Origin of the sequence: Streptomyces sp. NPDC000983 (assembly GCF_040299205.1) — a bacterium.
GTDB lineage: Bacteria > Actinomycetota > Actinomycetes > Streptomycetales > Streptomycetaceae > Streptomyces.
Map to the genome: position 1 here is coordinate 14212 of NZ_JBEPBM010000017.1, position 18233 is coordinate 32444.

Annotated in this window: 19 protein-coding genes; 12 read left to right on the top strand and 7 right to left on the bottom strand. The window is 70.1% G+C overall.

Features of this window, described 5'->3' with window-relative positions; genetic code table 11:
• Positions 1-10: 10 nt before the first annotated feature.
• Positions 11-1129, bottom strand: coding sequence for a transaldolase (gene tal / locus ABT296_RS20505; protein ID WP_351929269.1), 1119 nt, complete (start codon positions 1127-1129; stop codon positions 11-13).
• A gap of 33 nt (positions 1130-1162) precedes the next feature.
• On the bottom strand, positions 1163-3250 hold the full coding sequence (tkt, locus tag ABT296_RS20510; RefSeq protein ID WP_351929271.1) for a transketolase: 2088 nt from the start codon (positions 3248-3250) through the stop codon (positions 1163-1165).
• Between the two features lie 355 nt (positions 3251-3605).
• On the opposite strand from tkt, the gene ABT296_RS20515 reads away from it, so the two are divergent.
• The 4 genes from ABT296_RS20515 (at position 3606) to ABT296_RS20530 (ending at position 6926) form a co-directional block, all read left to right on the top strand.
• The gene (locus tag ABT296_RS20515) at positions 3606-4559 is read left to right on the top strand and encodes a heme o synthase (protein WP_351929567.1); all 954 of its coding nucleotides are present in this window, start codon (positions 3606-3608) and stop codon (positions 4557-4559) included.
• A gap of 96 nt (positions 4560-4655) precedes the next feature.
• A complete protein-coding gene (locus ABT296_RS20520) occupies positions 4656-4988 on the top strand; it encodes a hypothetical protein (RefSeq protein ID WP_351929273.1) in 333 nt (110 codons plus the stop codon).
• 78 nt (positions 4989-5066) lie between these two features.
• Positions 5067-6173 (top strand): amidohydrolase family protein, encoded by a 1107-nt coding sequence (locus ABT296_RS20525; protein ID WP_351929275.1) that lies wholly within the window; start codon positions 5067-5069, stop codon positions 6171-6173.
• Positions 6174-6191: 18 nt separating this feature from the next.
• Complete coding sequence (locus tag ABT296_RS20530; RefSeq protein WP_351929277.1) at positions 6192-6926, top strand: nucleotidyltransferase domain-containing protein; 735 nt, start codon at positions 6192-6194, stop codon at positions 6924-6926.
• Here the strand turns inward: ABT296_RS20530 and ABT296_RS20535 are convergent.
• Genes ABT296_RS20535 through ABT296_RS20550 form a run of 4 tightly spaced genes read right to left on the bottom strand, consistent with a single transcriptional unit; the run spans position 6884 to position 10470 of the window.
• On the bottom strand, positions 6884-7903 hold the full coding sequence (locus tag ABT296_RS20535; protein WP_351929279.1) for a COX15/CtaA family protein: 1020 nt from the start codon (positions 7901-7903) through the stop codon (positions 6884-6886). The genes ABT296_RS20530 and ABT296_RS20535 overlap by 43 nt on opposite strands.
• A gap of 36 nt (positions 7904-7939) precedes the next feature.
• The gene (locus tag ABT296_RS20540; RefSeq protein ID WP_351929569.1) at positions 7940-8656 is read right to left on the bottom strand and encodes an ABC transporter permease; all 717 of its coding nucleotides are present in this window, start codon (positions 8654-8656) and stop codon (positions 7940-7942) included.
• A gap of 47 nt (positions 8657-8703) precedes the next feature.
• On the bottom strand, positions 8704-9627 hold the full coding sequence (locus ABT296_RS20545) for an ABC transporter ATP-binding protein (RefSeq protein WP_351929281.1): 924 nt from the start codon (positions 9625-9627) through the stop codon (positions 8704-8706).
• A gap of 45 nt (positions 9628-9672) precedes the next feature.
• Positions 9673-10470 carry an AAC(3) family N-acetyltransferase gene (locus ABT296_RS20550; RefSeq protein ID WP_351929283.1) on the bottom strand — a complete coding sequence of 266 codons (798 nt, stop codon included), beginning with the start codon at positions 10468-10470 and terminating at the stop codon, positions 9673-9675.
• Positions 10471-10643: 173 nt separating this feature from the next.
• On the opposite strand from ABT296_RS20550, the gene ABT296_RS20555 reads away from it, so the two are divergent.
• The 8 genes from ABT296_RS20555 to ABT296_RS20590 all read left to right on the top strand — a co-directional run bounded on the left by ABT296_RS20555 (position 10644) and on the right by ABT296_RS20590 (position 17199).
• Positions 10644-11372, top strand: coding sequence for a helix-turn-helix transcriptional regulator (locus tag ABT296_RS20555; protein ID WP_351929285.1), 729 nt, complete (start codon positions 10644-10646; stop codon positions 11370-11372).
• Positions 11369-12793 (top strand): Fe-S cluster assembly protein SufB, encoded by a 1425-nt coding sequence (gene sufB, locus ABT296_RS20560; RefSeq protein ID WP_351929287.1) that lies wholly within the window; start codon positions 11369-11371, stop codon positions 12791-12793. The genes ABT296_RS20555 and sufB overlap by 4 nt, the downstream gene beginning before the upstream one ends.
• A 63-nt stretch (positions 12794-12856) precedes the next feature.
• Positions 12857-14044, top strand: a complete 1188-nt coding sequence (gene sufD / locus ABT296_RS20565) for a Fe-S cluster assembly protein SufD (protein ID WP_351929289.1) — start codon at positions 12857-12859, stop codon at positions 14042-14044.
• Positions 14041-14361 carry a non-heme iron oxygenase ferredoxin subunit gene (locus ABT296_RS20570; protein WP_351929291.1) on the top strand — a complete coding sequence of 107 codons (321 nt, stop codon included), beginning with the start codon at positions 14041-14043 and terminating at the stop codon, positions 14359-14361. Before sufD ends, ABT296_RS20570 begins: the two co-directional genes overlap by 4 nt.
• Positions 14362-14368: 7 nt before the next feature.
• Positions 14369-15133: a Fe-S cluster assembly ATPase SufC gene (gene sufC, locus ABT296_RS20575; RefSeq protein ID WP_351929293.1), complete on the top strand. Its 765-nt coding sequence runs from the start codon at positions 14369-14371 to the stop codon at positions 15131-15133.
• Positions 15130-16386 (top strand): cysteine desulfurase, encoded by a 1257-nt coding sequence (locus tag ABT296_RS20580; RefSeq protein ID WP_351929295.1) that lies wholly within the window; start codon positions 15130-15132, stop codon positions 16384-16386. Before sufC ends, ABT296_RS20580 begins: the two co-directional genes overlap by 4 nt.
• 16 nt (positions 16387-16402) lie before the next feature.
• Positions 16403-16870, top strand: a complete 468-nt coding sequence (sufU, locus tag ABT296_RS20585; RefSeq protein ID WP_351929297.1) for a Fe-S cluster assembly sulfur transfer protein SufU — start codon at positions 16403-16405, stop codon at positions 16868-16870.
• Positions 16867-17199: a metal-sulfur cluster assembly factor gene (locus ABT296_RS20590; RefSeq protein WP_351929299.1), complete on the top strand. Its 333-nt coding sequence runs from the start codon at positions 16867-16869 to the stop codon at positions 17197-17199. The genes sufU and ABT296_RS20590 overlap by 4 nt, the downstream gene beginning before the upstream one ends.
• A gap of 101 nt (positions 17200-17300) precedes the next feature.
• Here the strand turns inward: ABT296_RS20590 and ABT296_RS20595 are convergent, their stop codons facing one another.
• Positions 17301-18083, bottom strand: coding sequence for an AbfB domain-containing protein (locus ABT296_RS20595; protein WP_351929301.1), 783 nt, complete (start codon positions 18081-18083; stop codon positions 17301-17303).
• Between the last annotated feature and the right edge of the window lie 150 nt (positions 18084-18233).

An 18233-nucleotide genomic window follows, 5' to 3' on the forward strand; every position in this document is an offset into this window, starting at 1 on the left:
GGCCAAGGTGTCAGCCCTCCGAGGGGGCGAGGCGCTCCAGCTCCGCCTCGGTCGACTTGAGCAGGTCGTTCCAGGACGCCTCGAACTTCTCGACGCCCTCGTCCTCCAGCAGCTGCACCACGTCGTCGTAGGCGATCCCGAGCTTCTCGACGGCGTCGAGCTCGGCGCGGGCCTGCTCGTAGGTGCCGGCGACCGCGTTGCCGCGGATCTCGCCGCCCTCCTCGGTGGCCTGCAGCGTGGCCTCCGGCATGGTGTTGACCGTGTTCGGCGCCACCAGCTCGTCGACGTACAGGGTCGCCTTGTAGGCAGGGTCCTTCACACCGGTGGAGGCCCACAGCGGACGCTGCTTGTTGGCGCCCGCCTTCTCCAGCGCGTTCCAGCGGTCGGTGGCGAACACCTCCTCGTACGCCTGGTAGGCCAGACGCGCGTTGGCGACGCCGGCCTTGCCGCGGGCGGCCTTGGCCTCGGGGGTGCCGAGCGCGTCGATCCGCTTGTCGATCTCGGTGTCCACACGGGACACGAAGAAGGACGCCACCGAGTGGATCAGGGAGAGGTCCAGCCCCTTCTCCCGGGCCTTCTCCAGACCCGCGATGTACGCGTCCATGACCTCGCGGTACCGCTCCAGCGAGAAGATCAGGGTCACGTTGACGCTGATGCCGTTGCCGATCACCTCGGTGATCGCCGGCAGGCCCGCCCGGGTGGCCGGGATCTTGATCAGCGTGTTGGGGCGGTCGACCAGCCAGGCCAGCTGCTTGGCCTCGGCGACGGTCGCCCGGGTGTGGTGCGCGAGCCGCGGGTCGACCTCGATCGACACCCGGCCGTCCTGTCCGCCGGTCGCCTCGAAGACCGGGTGCAGGATGTCGGCGGCGTCCCGGACGTCCGCCGTGGTGATCATGCGGACCGCCTCTTCGACGGTCACCTTGCGGGCGGCGAGGTCCGACAGCTGCTGCTCGTAGCCGTCGCCCTGCGAGATGGCCTTCTGGAAGATCGACGGGTTGGTGGTGACGCCCACGACGTGCTGCTGGTCGATCAGCTCGGCGAGGTTGCCGGACGTGATCCGCTTGCGCGACAGGTCGTCCAGCCAGATCGCGACGCCCTCCTCGGAGAGGCGCTTGAGTGCGTCTGTCATGGAATTACATCTCCTACGTGTCGTATGTCAGCGTCAGCGCCGGGCGGCGGCGAGGGATTCCCGCGCCTGGGCGGCCACGTTCTGGGCAGTGAAGCCGTACTCCTCGAAGAGCACCTTGCCGTCGGCCGAAGCACCGAAGTGCTCCAGGGAAACGATGCGGCCGGCGTCCCCGACGTACTTGTGCCAGGTGAGTCCGATACCGGCCTCCACCGCGACACGCGCCCGGACCGAGGGCGGCAGGACGCTGTCCCGGTACCCCTGGTCCTGCTCCTCGAACCACTCCACCGACGGCATCGACACGACGCGGGTCGCGACCCCGTCGGCCTCCAGCCGCTCACGCGCCTCCACGGCCACGTGCACCTCGGAGCCGGTGGCGATCAGGATCACCTCGGGTGTCCCGGTCGACGCCTCGAACAGCACGTAGCCGCCCTTGGCGGCGTCCTCGTTGGGCTCGTACGTCGGCACGCCCTGCCGGGTCAGCGCCAGACCGTGCGGGGCACCCTTGCCGAAGACCTTCGTGTACCGCTTGAGGATCTCCCGCCAGGCGATGGCGGTCTCGTTGGCGTCCGCGGGGCGGACCACGTTCAGACCCGGGATCGCGCGCAGCGAGGCGAGGTGCTCGACCGGCTGGTGGGTCGGGCCGTCCTCACCGAGACCGATGGAGTCGTGCGTCCACACGTACGTCACCGGCAGGTGCATCAGGGCCGACAGGCGCACGGCGTTGCGCATGTAGTCGGAGAACACCAGGAAGGTGCCGCCGTAGACGCGGGTGTTGCCGTGCAGCGTGATGCCGTTCATCTCCGCGGCCATGGAGTGCTCGCGGATACCGAAGTGGATCGTGCGGCCGTACGGGTCGGCCTCCGGGAGCGGGTTGTCCGCCGGGAGGAAGGACGACGTCTTGTCGATCGTGGTGTTGTTCGAGCCGGCCAGGTCGGCCGAGCCGCCCCACAGCTCCGGGATGACCGGGCCGAGCGCCTGGAGCACCTTGCCGGACGCGGCACGGGTGGCGACACCCTTGCCGGGCTCGAACACCGGGAGCTTCTCCTCCCAGCCCTCGGGCAGCTCGCCGGCGTTGATCCGGTCGAACTCGGCGGCGCGCTCCGGATTGTTGTTGCGCCACTCCTGGAACGACTTCTCCCACTCCGCCTTGGCCTGACGGCCGCGCTCCAGCGCCTGGCGGGTGTGGCCGATGACCTCGTCGGAGACCTCGAAGCTCTGCTCCGGGTCGAAGCCGAGGACCCGCTTGGTGGCCGCGACCTCGTCGCCGCCGAGCGCCGAGCCGTGCGCGGCCTCGGTGTTCTGGGCGTTCGGGGCCGGCCAGGCGATGATCGAGCGCATCGCGATGAACGACGGCCGGTCGGTGACGGCCTTGGCCTTCTGCACGGCCTCGAAGATCGCGGCCGGGTCGAGGTCGCCGTTGGCCTGGGGCTCGACGCGCTGCACATGCCAGCCGTACGCCTCGTACCGGGCGGTGACCTCCTCGGAGACGGCCGTCTCGGTGTCGCCCTCGATCGAGATGTGGTTGTCGTCCCACAGCAGGACCAGGTTGCCCAGTCGCTGGTGTCCGGCGAGCGAGGACGCCTCGGCGGAGATGCCCTCCTGCAGGCAGCCGTCACCGGCGATGCAGAAGACGTAGTGGTCGAAGGGGGACTCGCCGGTGGGAGCCTCCGGGTCGAACAGACCGCGCTCGTAGCGGGCGGCCATCGCCATGCCCACCGCGTTGGCGACACCCTGGCCGAGCGGGCCCGTGGTGGTCTCGACGCCCACGGTGTGGCCGTACTCGGGGTGACCGGGCGTCTTCGAGCCCCAGGTCCTGAACGACTTCAGATCGTCCAGCTCCAGGCCGAAACCGGCCAGGTAGAGCTGGGTGTAGAGGGTCAGGGACGAGTGTCCCGCGGACAGCACGAAGCGGTCCCGGGCGACCCAGTCCGCGTCCGCGGGGTCGTGCCGCATCACCTTCTGGAAGAGGGTGTACGCGGCGGGCGCAAGGCTCATCGCCGTACCGGGATGGCCGTTGCCGACCTTCTGTACGGCGTCGGCGGCCAGGACGCGGGCGGTGTCAACGGCCCGCTGGTCCAGCTCGGTCCACTCGAGGTCTGTGGTGGTCGGCTTGGTGCTCACCCTGGGTCAGGGCTCCTCTCCACATGTCACGCATTGTCGAATGCCGGTGCACGGGGCGCCCCGGACGTTGTCGAGCCTACCCCCGTATGTACGTGCGTTTTTTCGAGTCATTCCAGACTGCCGGGACTAGCCGGTATCCGCCTCCCGACTGGCCCGTTCCGTGTTCGGCAACTGAATACGGAGCCGCTCGAACGAGTGCTCAATCGAGTCGCGATCGGCTCTTCCAGCGGTGCTCCCCAACACGAGGCCACCCCCGCGAATGTCCGGGTCTGGGCAACGTCTACAGTGGCGTGGTACGCGCGAGCCTTTACCCGGACTTCACACGGGCGGGCTTGCTGGGATGTCTCTGTCAGGGGTGTGCGTGACGGCCGTTGAATCCCGTCCACCGGGGATTGTCGGGACGAGCCAGAGCCCGAGTCGGCGGCCGATCGGGGCCAGGGTCATGGCGTTCGTCGCGCTGACCAAGCCGCGGATCATCGAGCTGCTGCTGATCACCACCGTTCCGGTGATGTTCCTGGCGGAGCAGGGCGTGCCCGATCTGCAGCTCGTGCTGCTCACCTGCCTCGGCGGCTACCTCTCCGCGGGCGGCGCCAACGCGCTGAACATGTACATCGACCGCGACATCGACGCGCTGATGGACCGCACCTCGCAGCGTCCGCTGGTCACCGGCATGGTCAGCCCGCGGGAGTGCCTGGCCTTCGGCATCACCCTCGCGGTCGTCTCCACCCTGCTCTTCGGCCTCGCCGTCAACTGGCTGTCGGCCTGGCTCGCCCTCGGCGCGCTCCTCTTCTACGTGGTCGTCTACACGATGATCCTCAAGCGCCGCACCTCCCAGAACATCGTCTGGGGCGGTATCGCGGGCTGTATGCCGGTGCTGATCGGCTGGTCCTCGGTCACGAACTCGCTGTCGTGGGCGCCGGTCATCCTCTTCCTGGTGATGTTCTTCTGGACACCGCCGCACTACTGGCCGCTGTCCATGAAGGTAAAGGACGACTACGCCCGGGTCGGCGTGCCGATGCTCCCGGTCGTCGCCTCCAACAAGGTCGTCGCCAAGCAGATCGTGCTCTACAGCTGGGTCATGGTCGCGGTCTCGCTGCTGCTGACCCCGCTCGGCTACACCGGCTGGTTCTACACCCTGGTGGCCCTGGTGGCCGGCGGCTGGTGGCTGTGGGAGGCGCACGCCCTGCAGAACCGGGCGAAGGCCGAGGTCACGGGCGGGAAGCTGAAGGAGATGCGGCTGTTCCACTGGTCCATCACCTACGTCTCGCTGCTCTTCGTCGCGGTCGCGGTGGACCCCTTCCTGCGCTGATCCCCCGCCGGGGCGAGCACGGGAACGCAGGTCCGAGACACGGGTCACTCACCCCACCCGTCGCCCTTTGATCTACCCGTCGGTAGCATCCTGGCCATGGCAGACACGCAAGCGGTTGACGCGAAGGCCGAGCGCCGGGCGGCCAAGCTGGCCAAGCAGATCAGCGCCTTCTCCAAGGCACACGGCGGCGCCGAGGGCCAGGTGGCCTACCTCGGCGAGCGCGGCGCCCGGATCGCCCTGGTCGGCGCGGACGGCGAGTGGGGCAACCTGGTGGCCCCCACCTACCGGATCGCCGAAGAGGCGGTGCGCAAGGCGGAGATCACCGTTCACGAAGAGTTCGACGGGGAGTTCGCCGCCAAGGTGCGGACCGGCCCGTACGAGTGGTCCCGGATGGCCGGGATCCAGATCGGCGGCCCGAGCAACGGCTGAGGAAGCCGCCGCCTCCCCACACCTGAAAGCCCGGTTCACCCGTTAAGCCCCGTAAAGGCGAGCGCGGGGAGTGACCGGATGATCGAAACGCCGTCCCTCGTGGACCAGTACTGCCACGGGGTGCTGCGCACGGAGCTGGGCCTCGGCACGTTCGAGGCCCGTCTCGCCCGCACCGAGGGCCCGCCCGCGCCCGGCACCACCCTCTTCGACACCCAGACGGGTTTCGCCGTACGGCGCTGGTGCCCGCCGCTGCTCGGTCTGGAACCGCACTGCCTGCCCGCCCGCTACCTGGCCCGCCGTCGTGAACTCGGCGTCCTGGAGGCGGGCCGGCGGCTGCTGCGCGGCAGCGGCATCACGACCTATCTCGTCGACACCGGGCTGCCGGGCGACCTCACCGGCCCCGAGGAACTCGCCTCGGCCGGCCAGGCGCGGGCGCACGAGATCGTCCGCCTGGAACTCCTCGCCGAACAGGTCGCCGACACCTCCGGCACCGTGGAGTCCTTCCTCGCCAACCTCGCCGAGTCGGTGCACGCCGCCGCCGGCCACGCCGTCGCCTTCACCTCGGTGGCGGGGGTACGGCACGGTCTGGCGCTGGCCCCCGAACCGCCGGGGCCGGGCGAGGTGCGCGGCGCGGCCGGGCGCTGGCTGGCCGGGCGGCGGGTGGGCGGCGAACTGACCGACCCGGTGCTGTTACGGCATCTGCTGTGGAGCGCCGTCGCCTCGGGTCTGCCGCTGCAACTGCACGCGGGCCTCGGCGAGCCGGGCCTGCGCATCGACCGTACGGACCCGGTCCTGCTCACGGACTTCGTCCGCGCCACGGCGGGCCTCGGCACCGACCTGATCCTGCTCCACTGTTACCCCTACCACCGGCACGCCGCCCATCTGGCCGGCGTCTTCCCGCACGTCTACACCGACTCCGGCGCCGCCCTGGTGCGCACCGGCGCCCGCGCCGCGACGGTGCTGGCGGAGATCCTGGAACTCGCCCCCTTCGGCAAGATCCTCTTCTCCAGCGGCGCCCAGGAACTCCCCGAGCTGCACGTCGTCGGCGCCCGGCTGTTCCGCGAGGCCCTGGGACGGGTGCTCGGCACCTGGGTCGCGGACGGGGCGTGGTCGCTGACGGACGCGCAGCGGGTGGCGGGGCTGATCGCCGCGGGCAACGCCCGGCGGGTGTACGGGCTGGGGTGAGCCGTACAGACTGGGCGGATGGAGACAGAGGAGCTGCTCGACCGCTTCGTCCGCGCGCTGACGGCTCTGGACCCCCAGGCCGTCTGGGCCCACGGCTCGCTCGCCGGCGGCGACTACCAGGAGGGCCGCAGCGACCTGGATCTGATCGCGGTGCTGCCCGCTCCCGTGACACCGGGCGTCGTGTGGAAGCTCGCCCTGCTGCACGCCCGGCTGCGGTCCGAGCCGCTCGCGGCGCAGCTGCACTGCACCTATCTCACGCCGGACACGGCGGACGACGCCGGGCGCAGCCATCTGACCTGGGCGCACCAACAGCTCTTCAGACGACCGGTCACGCCCGTGACCCGGCGCGAGCTGCACGCCTTCGGACGGGTCCTGCACGGGCGCGGCCCCGCCGGGCTGCTGCCGACGGTGCCGGACCGTGAGCTGAGCGCCTTCGTCGTACGCGACCAGCGGGAGTTCTGGCGGCCCGCCGTCGACAAGGCCCGCCTGTGGACCCGGGACGTCTGGGTCGACCTCGGGATGATCACCCTTGCCCGCGCCACCGTCACCGCGCGCGAGGGACGGCTGATCTCCAAGCGGGAGGCCCTGGACCTGCTGCCCGGCCTAGGCGCCCCGGTCGAGGTCGTCGACGACATCCGACGCCGCCGCTACGGCGATCCCGCGCCGCCCACGGAGGAGTGGACGGCGCGCCGTGCCCGGCTGACCCGGGACTACCTGGGGCCCGCCATCGACGCGCTCAGCGCGTCGGCCTGAGCGGGGACCTCGGGGAGCTGCGTCTGGGGCCGCTCGCGCAGCGACAGCAGCACCCGTACCGTCGCGATCCACACCAGGCAGGAGCCGAACATATGGGCTCCCACCAGGACCTCGGGGAGGTCGGTGAAGTACTGGACGTACCCGATGAGGCCCTGTGCGAGGAGGATCACGAAGAGGTCGCGGGTGCGGGAGAGCGGGCCGCGGGGGGCGTCGACCGCCTTGAGCACGAACCACAGGGCGAAGGTGAGGGTGACCACGATCCAGGCGAGGACCGCGTGCAGCTTGGTCACGGTCTCCCAGTCCAGCGGCATCCGCTCGACCTCGCTGGAGTCACCCGCGTGCGGGCCGGCGCCGGTGACCACGGTGCCGGCCGCGATCAGCAGCACGGTGACCCCGGTCAGCACCCAGACCAGCTGCTGCACCGACTTGCCGACCAGCGGGCGGGGCGCGTCGTCGCCCTCCCGGGTGCGCTGCCACATCACCGTGGCGACCGCGATCAGCACCGAGGAGAGCAGGAAGTGCGCGGCGACCGTGTACGGGTTCAGGCCGACGAGCACCACGATGCCACCGAGGATCGCGTTGCCCATCACCACCCAGAACTGCGCCCAGCCCAGCCGGGTCAGGCTGCGCCGGTACGGCTTCGCGGAGCGCGCGGCGATGATCGCCCAGCCGACGGCGGCGCACAGCACATAGGTCAGCAGCCGGTTGCCGAACTCGATGTAGCCGTGGATGCCCATCTCGGCGGTGTTGTTGATCGAGTCCTCGGTGCACTTCGGCCAGGTCGGGCAGCCGAGGCCCGAGCCGGTCAGCCGCACCGCGCCGCCGGTGACCACGATGACCACCGACATGACGAGCGCGACGAGGGCCGCCCGCTGGACCGTCCTCGGATCGGGGGTCCAGCGTGCGGCGATGAAGGCGAGCGGGTTGCGCACGGCCGCGAGGGCGTCGGCGCGGTTCAGATTCGGCACGCGGACCATCGTAGGCCCGTGCTTGTGCACGCTTTCACGAGGGGGTTACTCCCAGCGGAAGAACCGGCCGGCCGCGGCCAGGCCGGCCACCGCCCACACCGCGAGGATCCCCAGGTCGCCCCAGGGCGTCCCGGCCCCGTGCTGCAGGACGTCCCGCAGCCCCTCCGACAGCGCCGTGATGGGCAGCAGACCGAGCACGTCCTGGGCCGCCGGCGGGAACTTCTCCAGCGGCACGATCACGCCGCCGCCGACGAGCAGCAGCAGGAAGACCAGGTTGGCGGCGGCCAGTGTGACCTCCGCCTTCAGGGTGCCCGCCATCAGCAGGCCCAGCCCGGAGAACGCGGCCGTGCCCAGCACCAGCAGCAGGACGACGGCCAGCGGGCCGCCCTGCGGGTCCCAGCCGAGGGCGAGCGCGATCACCGTCACCAGCAGCACCTGAAGCACCTCGGTGACCAGCACCGACAGGGTCTTCGCGGTCATCAGGCCCCAGCGCGGCAGCGGGGAGGAGGCCAGCCGCTTCAGGACGCCGTAGCGCCGCTCGAAGCCGGTGGCGATGGCCTGGCCGGTGAACGCCGTCGACATCACCGCGAGTGCCAGGATGCCGGGGGCGAGGAAGTCGACGGCCTCGCCCTCGCCGGTGTCCACGACGTCCACGGTGCTGAACAGGACCAGCAGCAGGGTCGGGATCACGACGGTGAGCAGCAGCTGCTCGCCGTTGCGCAGGAGCATCCTCGTCTCCAGCGCCGCCTGCGCCATGATCATGCGGGGGAGCGGGGCGGCTCCGGGCTTCGGGGTGTAGGTACCCGTGGTCACGAACGCAGCTCCCTGCCGGTCAGTTCCAGGAAAACGTCCTCCAGGGTGTGCCGTTCCACCGAGATGCGGTCCGGCATCACACCGTGCTGCGCGCACCAGGAGGTGACGGTGGCGAGCAGCTGGGGGTCGACCTTGCCGGCCACCCGGTACGAGCCCGGGGTCACCTCCGCGGCCGTGCTGTCCGCGGGCAGGGCCTTGAGCAGGGAGGCGACGTCGAGGCCGGGGCGGCCGACGAAGCGCAGGGTGTTCTCGGCGCCGCCGCGGCACAGCTCCTCGGGGGAGCCCTGGGCGACGACCCGGCCCGCGTCGATGATCGCCACGTCGTCGGCGAGCTGCTCGGCCTCGTCCATGTGGTGCGTGGTGAGGATCACCGAGACGCCGTCCGCGCGCAGGTCCCGGATCAGGTCCCAGGTGGCCCGGCGGGCCTGGGGGTCGAGGCCGGCCGTCGGTTCGTCCAGGAACACCAGTTCCGGGCGGCCGACCACGGCCATCGCCAGCGCGAGGCGCTGCTGCTGCCCGCCGGAGAGCCGGCGGTAGGAGGTGCGGCCGCAGCCGCCGAGGCCCAGCCGCTCGATCAGGGCGGCCACGTCCAGGGGGTGGGCGTGCAGCCGGGCGACGTGGCGGAGCATCTCCTCGGCGCGGGCGCCCGAGTAGACACCCCCGGACTGGAGCATGACGCCGATCCGGGGACGCAGCGCGCCGGACTCCCGGACCGGGTCGAGCCCGAGGACCCGCACGGTCCCGGAGTCGGGCGCGCGGTATCCCTCGCAGGTCTCGACGGTGGTGGTCTTGCCCGCGCCGTTGGGTCCGAGCACGGCGGTCACCCCCGCCCGGGCCACCAGGTCCAGGCCGTCCACCGCGGTCTTCGTGCCGTACCGCTTCACCAGGGCCTGTACCTGGACCACGGGCTCAGTTCGCATGGCTCAAGAGTCTAGGTAGCCGCCCGGTGGCCCGGAGCGCCGGGTTCAGATCTCCTCGGCGAAGGGGCGGTGGATCTCCAGCCACCGGCACGCGTAGGCCACCGCGTCCGCCAGCGGGAAGAGGCGTGCCTCGGCGGCGCCGACCCGGGCGCGCAGGACCGGACGGTCCCGTTCGAAGTCGTGTCCCAGTTCGTCGAAGCGGTCCGAGCTGATGGACACCTCGGTGACCGTCTCCCAGCCCGCGGGGCCCGGACGGCCCACCTTCACCAGGGGTGCCGGGACGCGGTACTCGGCCAGGTGGAAGCCGGTGCAGGTGTCGTAGCCGGTGCCGAGCAGCAGCACGCGGGCGCCTAGCGCCTCCAGCCGGGCCAGCGGGCTGCGCTCGCCGAGCCGGCAGTCGGCGGCGTGCCCCTCCATCAGCTGTGCCGCGCGCGCTCCGAGGGCGGCGAACGAGGTCTGCGGATGGGCGCTGCGCCGGGCGCCGGGCCAGGTCCGCACGGTCTCCGGGACCACGCCGACGCCGCGGGTGGGCGTCACGAGCGGGTCGTAGGCGGGCATCGAGGCGCGGATCGCCTCCCACCACTCCTCGGGCACCGGCGGGTTTCCCCACACCGCGGGGTCGGAGAGGTCGCCGGACTGGGCGGGGACCACGAGGGTGCCGTCCGGTCCCAGAGCGTCCAGCAGTCCCTGGACGACCGCGACGGCTCCGCCGCAGACCCAGCCCAGCGAGCTGAGCGAGGAGTGCACGAGGAGGGTTTCGCCGGGTATGACCCCCAGCTTGCGAAGCCCGTCGGCGAGGGTCGTCCGGGTGACGAGTGGGCCGGTCGGAGGGGGTGTCGACATGTGTCGGCAGTGTTGCCGAAGCGGGCCGCGGACGCTACCGGATTACCCCGCCGTTTGATCGATCAAAGATCGTTCGCGCAGGTCAGATTAGGTATACCTAAGTGACGCAGGGCACCGTGCACGGGTTCGGACGCGGCTTGCCCGAGTCTGAGGAATTACGCAACAATGGCGTTGTGAAAAACGTCGGCGAGTCCCATGAGGAGCTCGCGGCCGGGTTGCGCTCGGACACGTCCACCCGCAACCGGGTCGCGCGGTCCATCCTGGACCACGGCCCGTCGACCGTCACCGAGCTCGCCGGACGGCTGGAGCTCACGCCGGCCGCCGTACGACGGCACCTGGACGCGCTCGTCGCCGAGGACGTCGTGGCCGCGCGCGAACAGCGGGTGTACGGAGCCCGCACCCGGGGACGCCCCGCGAAGGTCTTCGCACTCACCGACTGCGGCCGGGACGCCTTCGACCAGTCGTACGACAAGCTCGCCGCCGACGCCCTGCGCTGGATCCAGGAGCGGTTCGGCGGGGACGAGGCCGTCGTCGCCTTCGCCCGCGCGAGGATCGCCGAGCAGGCCGCCGCGTACCGCGAGGCCGTCGAGGCGGCCGCCCCCGAGGAGCGGACCGAAGCCCTGGCCAAGGCCTTGAGCGCGGACGGGTACGCTGCTACGGCGCGCAGCGCACCGGTCGGCGAGCAGCTGTGCCAGCACCACTGCCCCGTCGCCCACGTCGCGGAAAAGTTCCCGCAGCTCTGCGAGGCGGAGACCGAGATCTTCTCCCAGCTGCTCGGAACGCACGTCCAGCGACTGGCGACCATCGCGCACGGTGACGGCGTCTGCACGACGTTCATCCCCAAGATTTCCCACACCACACACAACGCATCTGCAAGCACGGCCGGGAGGAACCCCGCATGACTCTCCCCATCGAGGAGACTGCCCACCCCGAGCTCGAGGGCCTGGGTAAGTACGAATACGGCTGGGCGGACTCCGACACGGCCGGTGCTTCCGCGCGACGCGGCATCGACGAGGACGTCGTCAAGGACATCTCCGCGAAGAAGTCCGAGCCGGAGTGGATGACCAAGCTCCGTCTCAAGGGCCTGCGCCTGTTCGACAAGAAGCCCATGCCGAACTGGGGCTCGGACCTCTCCGGCATCGACTTCGACAACATCAAGTACTTCGTGCGCTCCACCGAGAAGCAGGCGGAGTCCTGGGAGGACCTGCCCGAGGACATCAAGAACACCTACGACAAGCTGGGCATCCCGGAGGCCGAGAAGCAGCGCCTCGTCGCCGGTGTCGCCGCCCAGTACGAGTCGGAGGTCGTCTACCACCAGATCCGTGAGGACCTGGAGGAGCAGGGCGTCATCTTCCTGGACACCGACACCGCGCTGAAGGAGCACCCGGAGCTCTTCAAGGAGTACTTCGGCACCGTCATCCCGGTCGGCGACAACAAGTTCGCGTCGCTGAACACGGCCGTGTGGTCCGGCGGCTCCTTCATCTACGTCCCGCCGGGCGTCCACGTGGAGATCCCGCTCCAGGCCTACTTCCGTATCAACACGGAGAACATGGGCCAGTTCGAGCGGACCCTGATCATCGTCGACGAGGGTGCCTACGTGCACTACGTCGAGGGCTGCACCGCGCCGATCTACAAGTCGGACTCGCTGCACTCCGCGGTCGTCGAGATCATCGTCAAGAAGAACGCCCGCTGCCGCTACACGACCATCCAGAACTGGTCGAACAACGTCTACAACCTGGTCACCAAGCGCGCCGTGGCGTACGAGGGCGCGACCATGGAGTGGATCGACGGCAACATCGGCTCCAAGGTGACGATGAAGTACCCGGCCGTCTACCTGATGGGCGAGCACGCCAAGGGCGAGACCCTGTCCATCGCCTTCGCGGGCGAGGGCCAGCACCAGGACGCCGGCTCCAAGATGGTCCACATGGCGCCGAACACCTCCTCCAACATCGTCTCGAAGTCCGTGGCGCGCGGTGGCGGCCGTACGTCCTACCGCGGTCTCGTCGAGATCGGCGAGGGCGCCGCCGGATCCAAGTCGAACGTGCTGTGCGACGCGCTGCTCGTCGACACCATCTCCCGCTCCGACACCTACCCCTACGTGGACGTCCGCGAGGACGACGTGTCCATGGGCCACGAGGCGACCGTCTCCAAGGTCTCCGAGGACCAGCTCTTCTACCTGATGAGCCGCGGACTCTCCGAGTTCGAGGCGATGGCGATGATCGTGCGCGGCTTCGTCGAGCCCATCGCCAAGGAGCTGCCCATGGAGTACGCCCTCGAACTCAACCGGCTGATCGAGCTGCAGATGGAAGGCGCGGTCGGCTAGATCCGGCCCGCACCGCAAGCAGCTAGCGAAATCTGACGCAGGAAAGAGAGCAGACCGACAGCCATGGCTGAGGCTCAGAACTCCCCGGTGGGCAGCAGCACCACCGCAGGCGCCATCGCGGTGGCCGCCGAATCGACCGTCGCCACGCGCATGAGCGCGCCGCCGTCCTTCGACGTGGCCGACTTCCCGGTCCCGCACGGACGCGAGGAGGAGTGGCGCTTCACTCCGCTGGAGCGCCTGCGCGGCCTGCACGACGGCACCGCCGTCGCCACCGGTGACGGCGTGAAGGTCACCGTCGAGGCGCCCGCGGGTGTCGTCGTCGAGACCGTCGGGCGGGACGACGCGCGGCTCGGCAGGGCGGGCACCCCCGTGGACCGCGTCGCGGCCCAGGCGTACTCCGCCTTCGAGGCGGCCTCCGTGGTGACCGTGCCCAAGGAGACCGTGCTCACCGAGCCGATCCGCATCGCGGTGCACGGCGAGGGCGGCACCGCCTTCGGCCACCAGGTCGTCGAGCTCGGCGCCTTCGCCGAGGCCGTCGTGGTCATCGACCACACCGGTGACGCGGTGCTCGCCGCCAACGTCGACTTCGTCCTCGGCGACGGCGCCAAGCTGACCGTCGTCTCCGTCCAGGACTGGGACGACAAGGCCGTGCACGTCGCCCAGCACAACGCCCTGGTCGGCCGGGACGCGAGCTTCAAGTCGGTCGTCGTCACCTTCGGCGGCGACGTCGTACGCCTGCACCCGCGCGTCAACTACGCGGGCACCGGCGGCGAGGCCGAGCTGTTCGGCCTGTACTTCACCGACGCCGGCCAGCACCAGGAGCACCGCCTCCTGGTCGACCACGACACCCCGCACTGCAAGTCGAACGTCGTCTACAAGGGCGCGCTCCAGGGCGAGCAGGCACACGCGGTGTGGATCGGTGACGTGCTGATCGAGGCCAAGGCCGAGGGCACCGACACCTACGAGATGAACCGCAACCTCGTCCTCACCGACGGCGCCCGCGTCGACTCCGTGCCCAACCTGGAGATCGAGACCGGCGAGATCGTCGGAGCCGGCCACGCCTCCGCGACCGGCCGCTTCGACGACGAGCAGCTCTTCTACCTGATGTCCCGCGGCATCCCGCAGCACGAGGCCCGCCGCCTCGTCGTCCGCGGATTCTTCGCCGAGCTCGTTCAGCAGATCGGTGTCGACGACATCGAGGAGCGGCTCATCGCGAAGATCGAGGAGGAGCTGGAGGCTTCGGTCGCATGACGACCTTCGTACGCGTCTGCGGGCTGGGCGAGCTGGAGGAGGACACCCCGAAGCGGGTGGAACTCGACGGTACGCCGGTCTCGGTCGTCCGTACCGAGGGGGAGGTGTTCGCCATCCACGACATCTGCTCCCACGCGAACGTCTCGCTCTCCGAGGGCGAGGTGGAGGACTGCCAGATCGAGTGCTGGCTGCACGGCTCCGCGTTCGACCTCCGCACCGGCAAGCCGTCCGGCCTTCCCGCGACGCGCCCCGTCCCCGTATACCCCGTAAAGATCGAAGGGGACGACGTGCTCGTCTCCCTCAACCAGGAGTCCTGAGGCACCCATGGCTACGCTTGAAATCCGAGACCTGCGCGTCACCGTCGAGGCCGACAACGCCGAGAAGGAGATCCTCAAGGGCGTCGACCTCACCGTGAAGCAGGGCGAGACGCACGCCATCATGGGCCCCAACGGCTCCGGCAAGTCGACCCTCGCCTACTCCCTCGCGGGTCACCCGAAGTACACGATCACCGGCGGCACCGTCACCCTCGACGGTGAGGACGTCCTGGAGATGTCCGTCGACGAGCGCGCCCGCGCCGGCCTGTTCCTGGCCATGCAGTACCCGGTCGAGGTTCCCGGTGTCTCCGTGTCGAACTTCCTGCGCACCTCCGCCACCGCCGTCCGCGGCGAGGCCCCCAAGCTGCGCACCTGGGTGAAGGAGGTCAAGGAGGCCATGGAGCGCCTTCACATGGACCCCGCCTTCGCCGAGCGCAACGTCAACGAGGGCTTCTCCGGCGGTGAGAAGAAGCGCCACGAGATCCTCCAGCTGGAGCTGCTCAAGCCGAAGGTCGCGATCCTCGACGAGACCGACTCCGGCCTCGACGTCGACGCCCTGCGCGTCGTCTCCGAGGGCGTCAACCGCGTCCGCGAGACCGGCGAGGTCGGCACCCTGCTGATCACGCACTACACGCGCATCCTGCGCTACATCAAGCCCGACTACGTCCACGTCTTCTCCGCGGGCCGGATCGTCGAGTCCGGCGGTGCCGAACTCGCCGACAAGCTGGAGAACGAGGGCTACGAGGCCTACACGAAGGGTGGCGCATCCGAGTGACACAGCTGCCGGGCCTCCTCGACACCGAGGCGATCCGCAAGGACTTCCCCGTCCTGGACCGCCAGATCCACGACGGCAAGAAGCTCGTGTACCTGGACAACGCGGCGACCTCGCAGAAGCCGCGCCAGGTGATCGACGCCCTGAGTGAGTACTACGAGCGCTACAACGCCAACGTCCACCGCGGTGTGCATGTGCTCGCCGAGGAGGCCACGGCACTGTACGAGGGCGCGCGCGACAAGGTCGCGGCGTTCATCAACGCGCCCAGCCGCGACGAGGTGATCTTCACCAAGAACGCCTCGGAGTCTCTCAACCTCGTGGCGAACATGCTGGGCTGGGCCGACGAGCCCTACCGCGTGGACGCCGAGACCGAGATCGTCATCACGGAGATGGAGCACCACTCCAACATCGTGCCGTGGCAGCTGCTCGCGCAGCGCACCGGCGCGAAGCTGAAGTGGTTCGGCCTGACCGACGACGGCCGCCTCGACCTGTCGAACATCGACGAGATCATCACCGAGAAGACGAAGATCGTCTCCTTCGTGCTGGTGTCGAACATCCTCGGCACGGTCAACCCGGTCGAGACGATCATCCGCCGGGCGCAGGAGGTCGGCGCCCTCGTCTGCATCGACGCCTCGCAGGCGGCGCCGCACATGCCGCTGGACGTACAGGCCCTCCAGGCCGACTTCGTGGCCTTCACCGGCCACAAGATGTGCGGCCCGACCGGCATCGGCGTCCTGTGGGGCCGCCAGGAGCTGCTGGAGGACCTGCCTCCGTTCCTGGGCGGCGGCGAGATGATCGAGACGGTGTCGATGCACTCGTCGACGTACGCCCCCGCCCCGCACAAGTTCGAGGCGGGCACCCCGCCGATCGCGCAGGCGGTCGGTCTGGGCGCGGCGATCGACTACCTCGACTCGATCGGCATGGACCGCGTCCTCGCCCACGAGCACGCGCTCACCGAGTACGCGGTCCGCCGCCTCCAGGAGGTTCCCGACCTCAGAATCATCGGCCCCACCACGGCCGAGGACCGCGGCGCGGCGATCTCCTTCACGCTCGGCGACATCCACCCGCACGACGTCGGCCAGGTGCTGGACGAGGAGGGCATCGCCGTTCGGGTGGGCCACCACTGCGCCCGTCCGGTCTGCCTGCGGTACGGAATTCCCGCGACCACGCGAGCGTCGTTCTATCTGTACTCCACGCCCGCCGAGATCGACGCTCTGGTGGACGGCCTGGAGCATGTGCGGAACTTCTTCGGCTGACGGGACGAGCGATCGCATGAAGCTGGATTCGATGTACCAGGAAGTCATCCTGGACCACTACAAGCACCCGCACGGGCGGGGCTTGCGGGACGGTGACGCCGAGGTGCACCACGTCAACCCGACGTGCGGCGACGAGATCACCCTCCGCGTGAAGTACGACGGCACGACCATCGAGGACGTCTCGTACGAGGGGCAGGGCTGTTCGATCAGCCAGGCCTCCGCCTCGGTGCTGAACGAACTGCTGGTCGGCAAGGAGCTGACCGACGCGCAGCGGATCCAGGAGACCTTCCTGGAGCTGATGCAGTCCAAGGGCAGGATCGAGCCCGACGACGCGATGGAGGAGGTGCTGGAGGACGCGGTCGCGTTCGCCGGCGTCTCCAAGTACCCGGCCCGGGTGAAGTGCGCTCTCCTGAGCTGGATGGCGTGGAAGGACGCGACGGCCCAGGCCCTGGACGGAGCCGACGCCGAAAGGAAGACGGCATGAGTGACACCGTGGAGATGAAGCCGGCCTCCGAGGAGGAGGTCCGCGAGGCCCTGTACGACGTGGTCGACCCCGAGCTGGGCATCGACGTCGTCAACCTCGGACTGATCTACGGCATCCACATCGACGACGCGAACATCGCGACGATCGACATGACCCTGACCTCGGCGGCCTGTCCGCTGACCGACGTCATCGAGGACCAGGCCAAGTCCGCCACGGACGGCCTCGTCAACGAGCTGCGCATCAACTGGGTCTGGATGCCGCCGTGGGGCCCGGACAAGATCACGGACGACGGCCGGGACCAGCTCCGGGCGCTCGGCTTCAACGTCTGAGACGTCCGAGACGTCCGCGCGGAACAGGCAAGCGGCGGTGCCCCTTCGGGGTGCCGCCGCTTTCTTGTCGCTGTCGCTTCTTGTGGTGCTTCCGCCGCCGCTCAGCCCACCAGCCGGAACGCCGAGTCCGCGCGGAACTGCTCGCTCGACCGGTAGGGATCCAGGCGCAGCCGGAAGTCGCTGTGCCGCAGGTAGTGGCCCGGGAAGTTCACCGACTCCAGCATGACCGCGCCGCTCGAAGACGCGGAGCGCGCGCAGAAGGTGGCGTCCCGGGCGAACAGGGCGGAGTCGTCGCTGCGTTCGGCGCGCAGCACGAAGTCCCGGTGGCGCAGATAGCGGCCGTCCGCCGTGGCGAAGGTGTAACAGGACGGCTCGGCCAGGCCCTCGACCAGCTCGAAGGCGTCCGGGGACGAGGTCAGCCGTACCAGGCCGTCGCTCACCTCCCAGCCGCGGTCGGGGTAGTTGACCGCGCGGACCGTGCGCCGGTCGGCCTCCGGCGCAGGGGCCGACGAGGTGGCCGACGGCCCGGTGGGGCGGCGGGGGGCGGTCGCCGAGGGGGTGGCGCGGGTCGCGCTCGCGCTCGGGCGGGCGGACGGGTCGTGGTGCCGGGAGGTGGCCAGGGCGGTGGGGCTCGGGCTGGCGGAGGGGCTCGCGAAGGAGATCAGGCCGGGCGGGGCGGTGGTCACCGAGGGCGCCGGGGCGGCTGACAGGTCGTCAGTGGGCCTGCGGGTCAAGGCGATCGCCGTCACGCAGCCGGCGATCGTGGCCAGCGCCAGGGCGCCGGCCAGCCAGAGCCGGCGGGTCCCGGGGGTCCGGGAGCCGTCCGGTGCCCAGCCGCTCTCCCAGGGGCGCTCCTGGGACGGCCGGGACGGGGTGTGTGGCATGCGTGACCCTTCGGCGGGATGACTGTGGGGGTGCCCGCGGCTGCGAAGGCCAGGTGTGCGAGCGGTGAAACAGTAGTGGAGGGTGGGGCGTTTCGAGCAGATGTTTGGGTAATTGAAGCGAGCGCTTTCTTCCAAACTGCCGTGCTACCG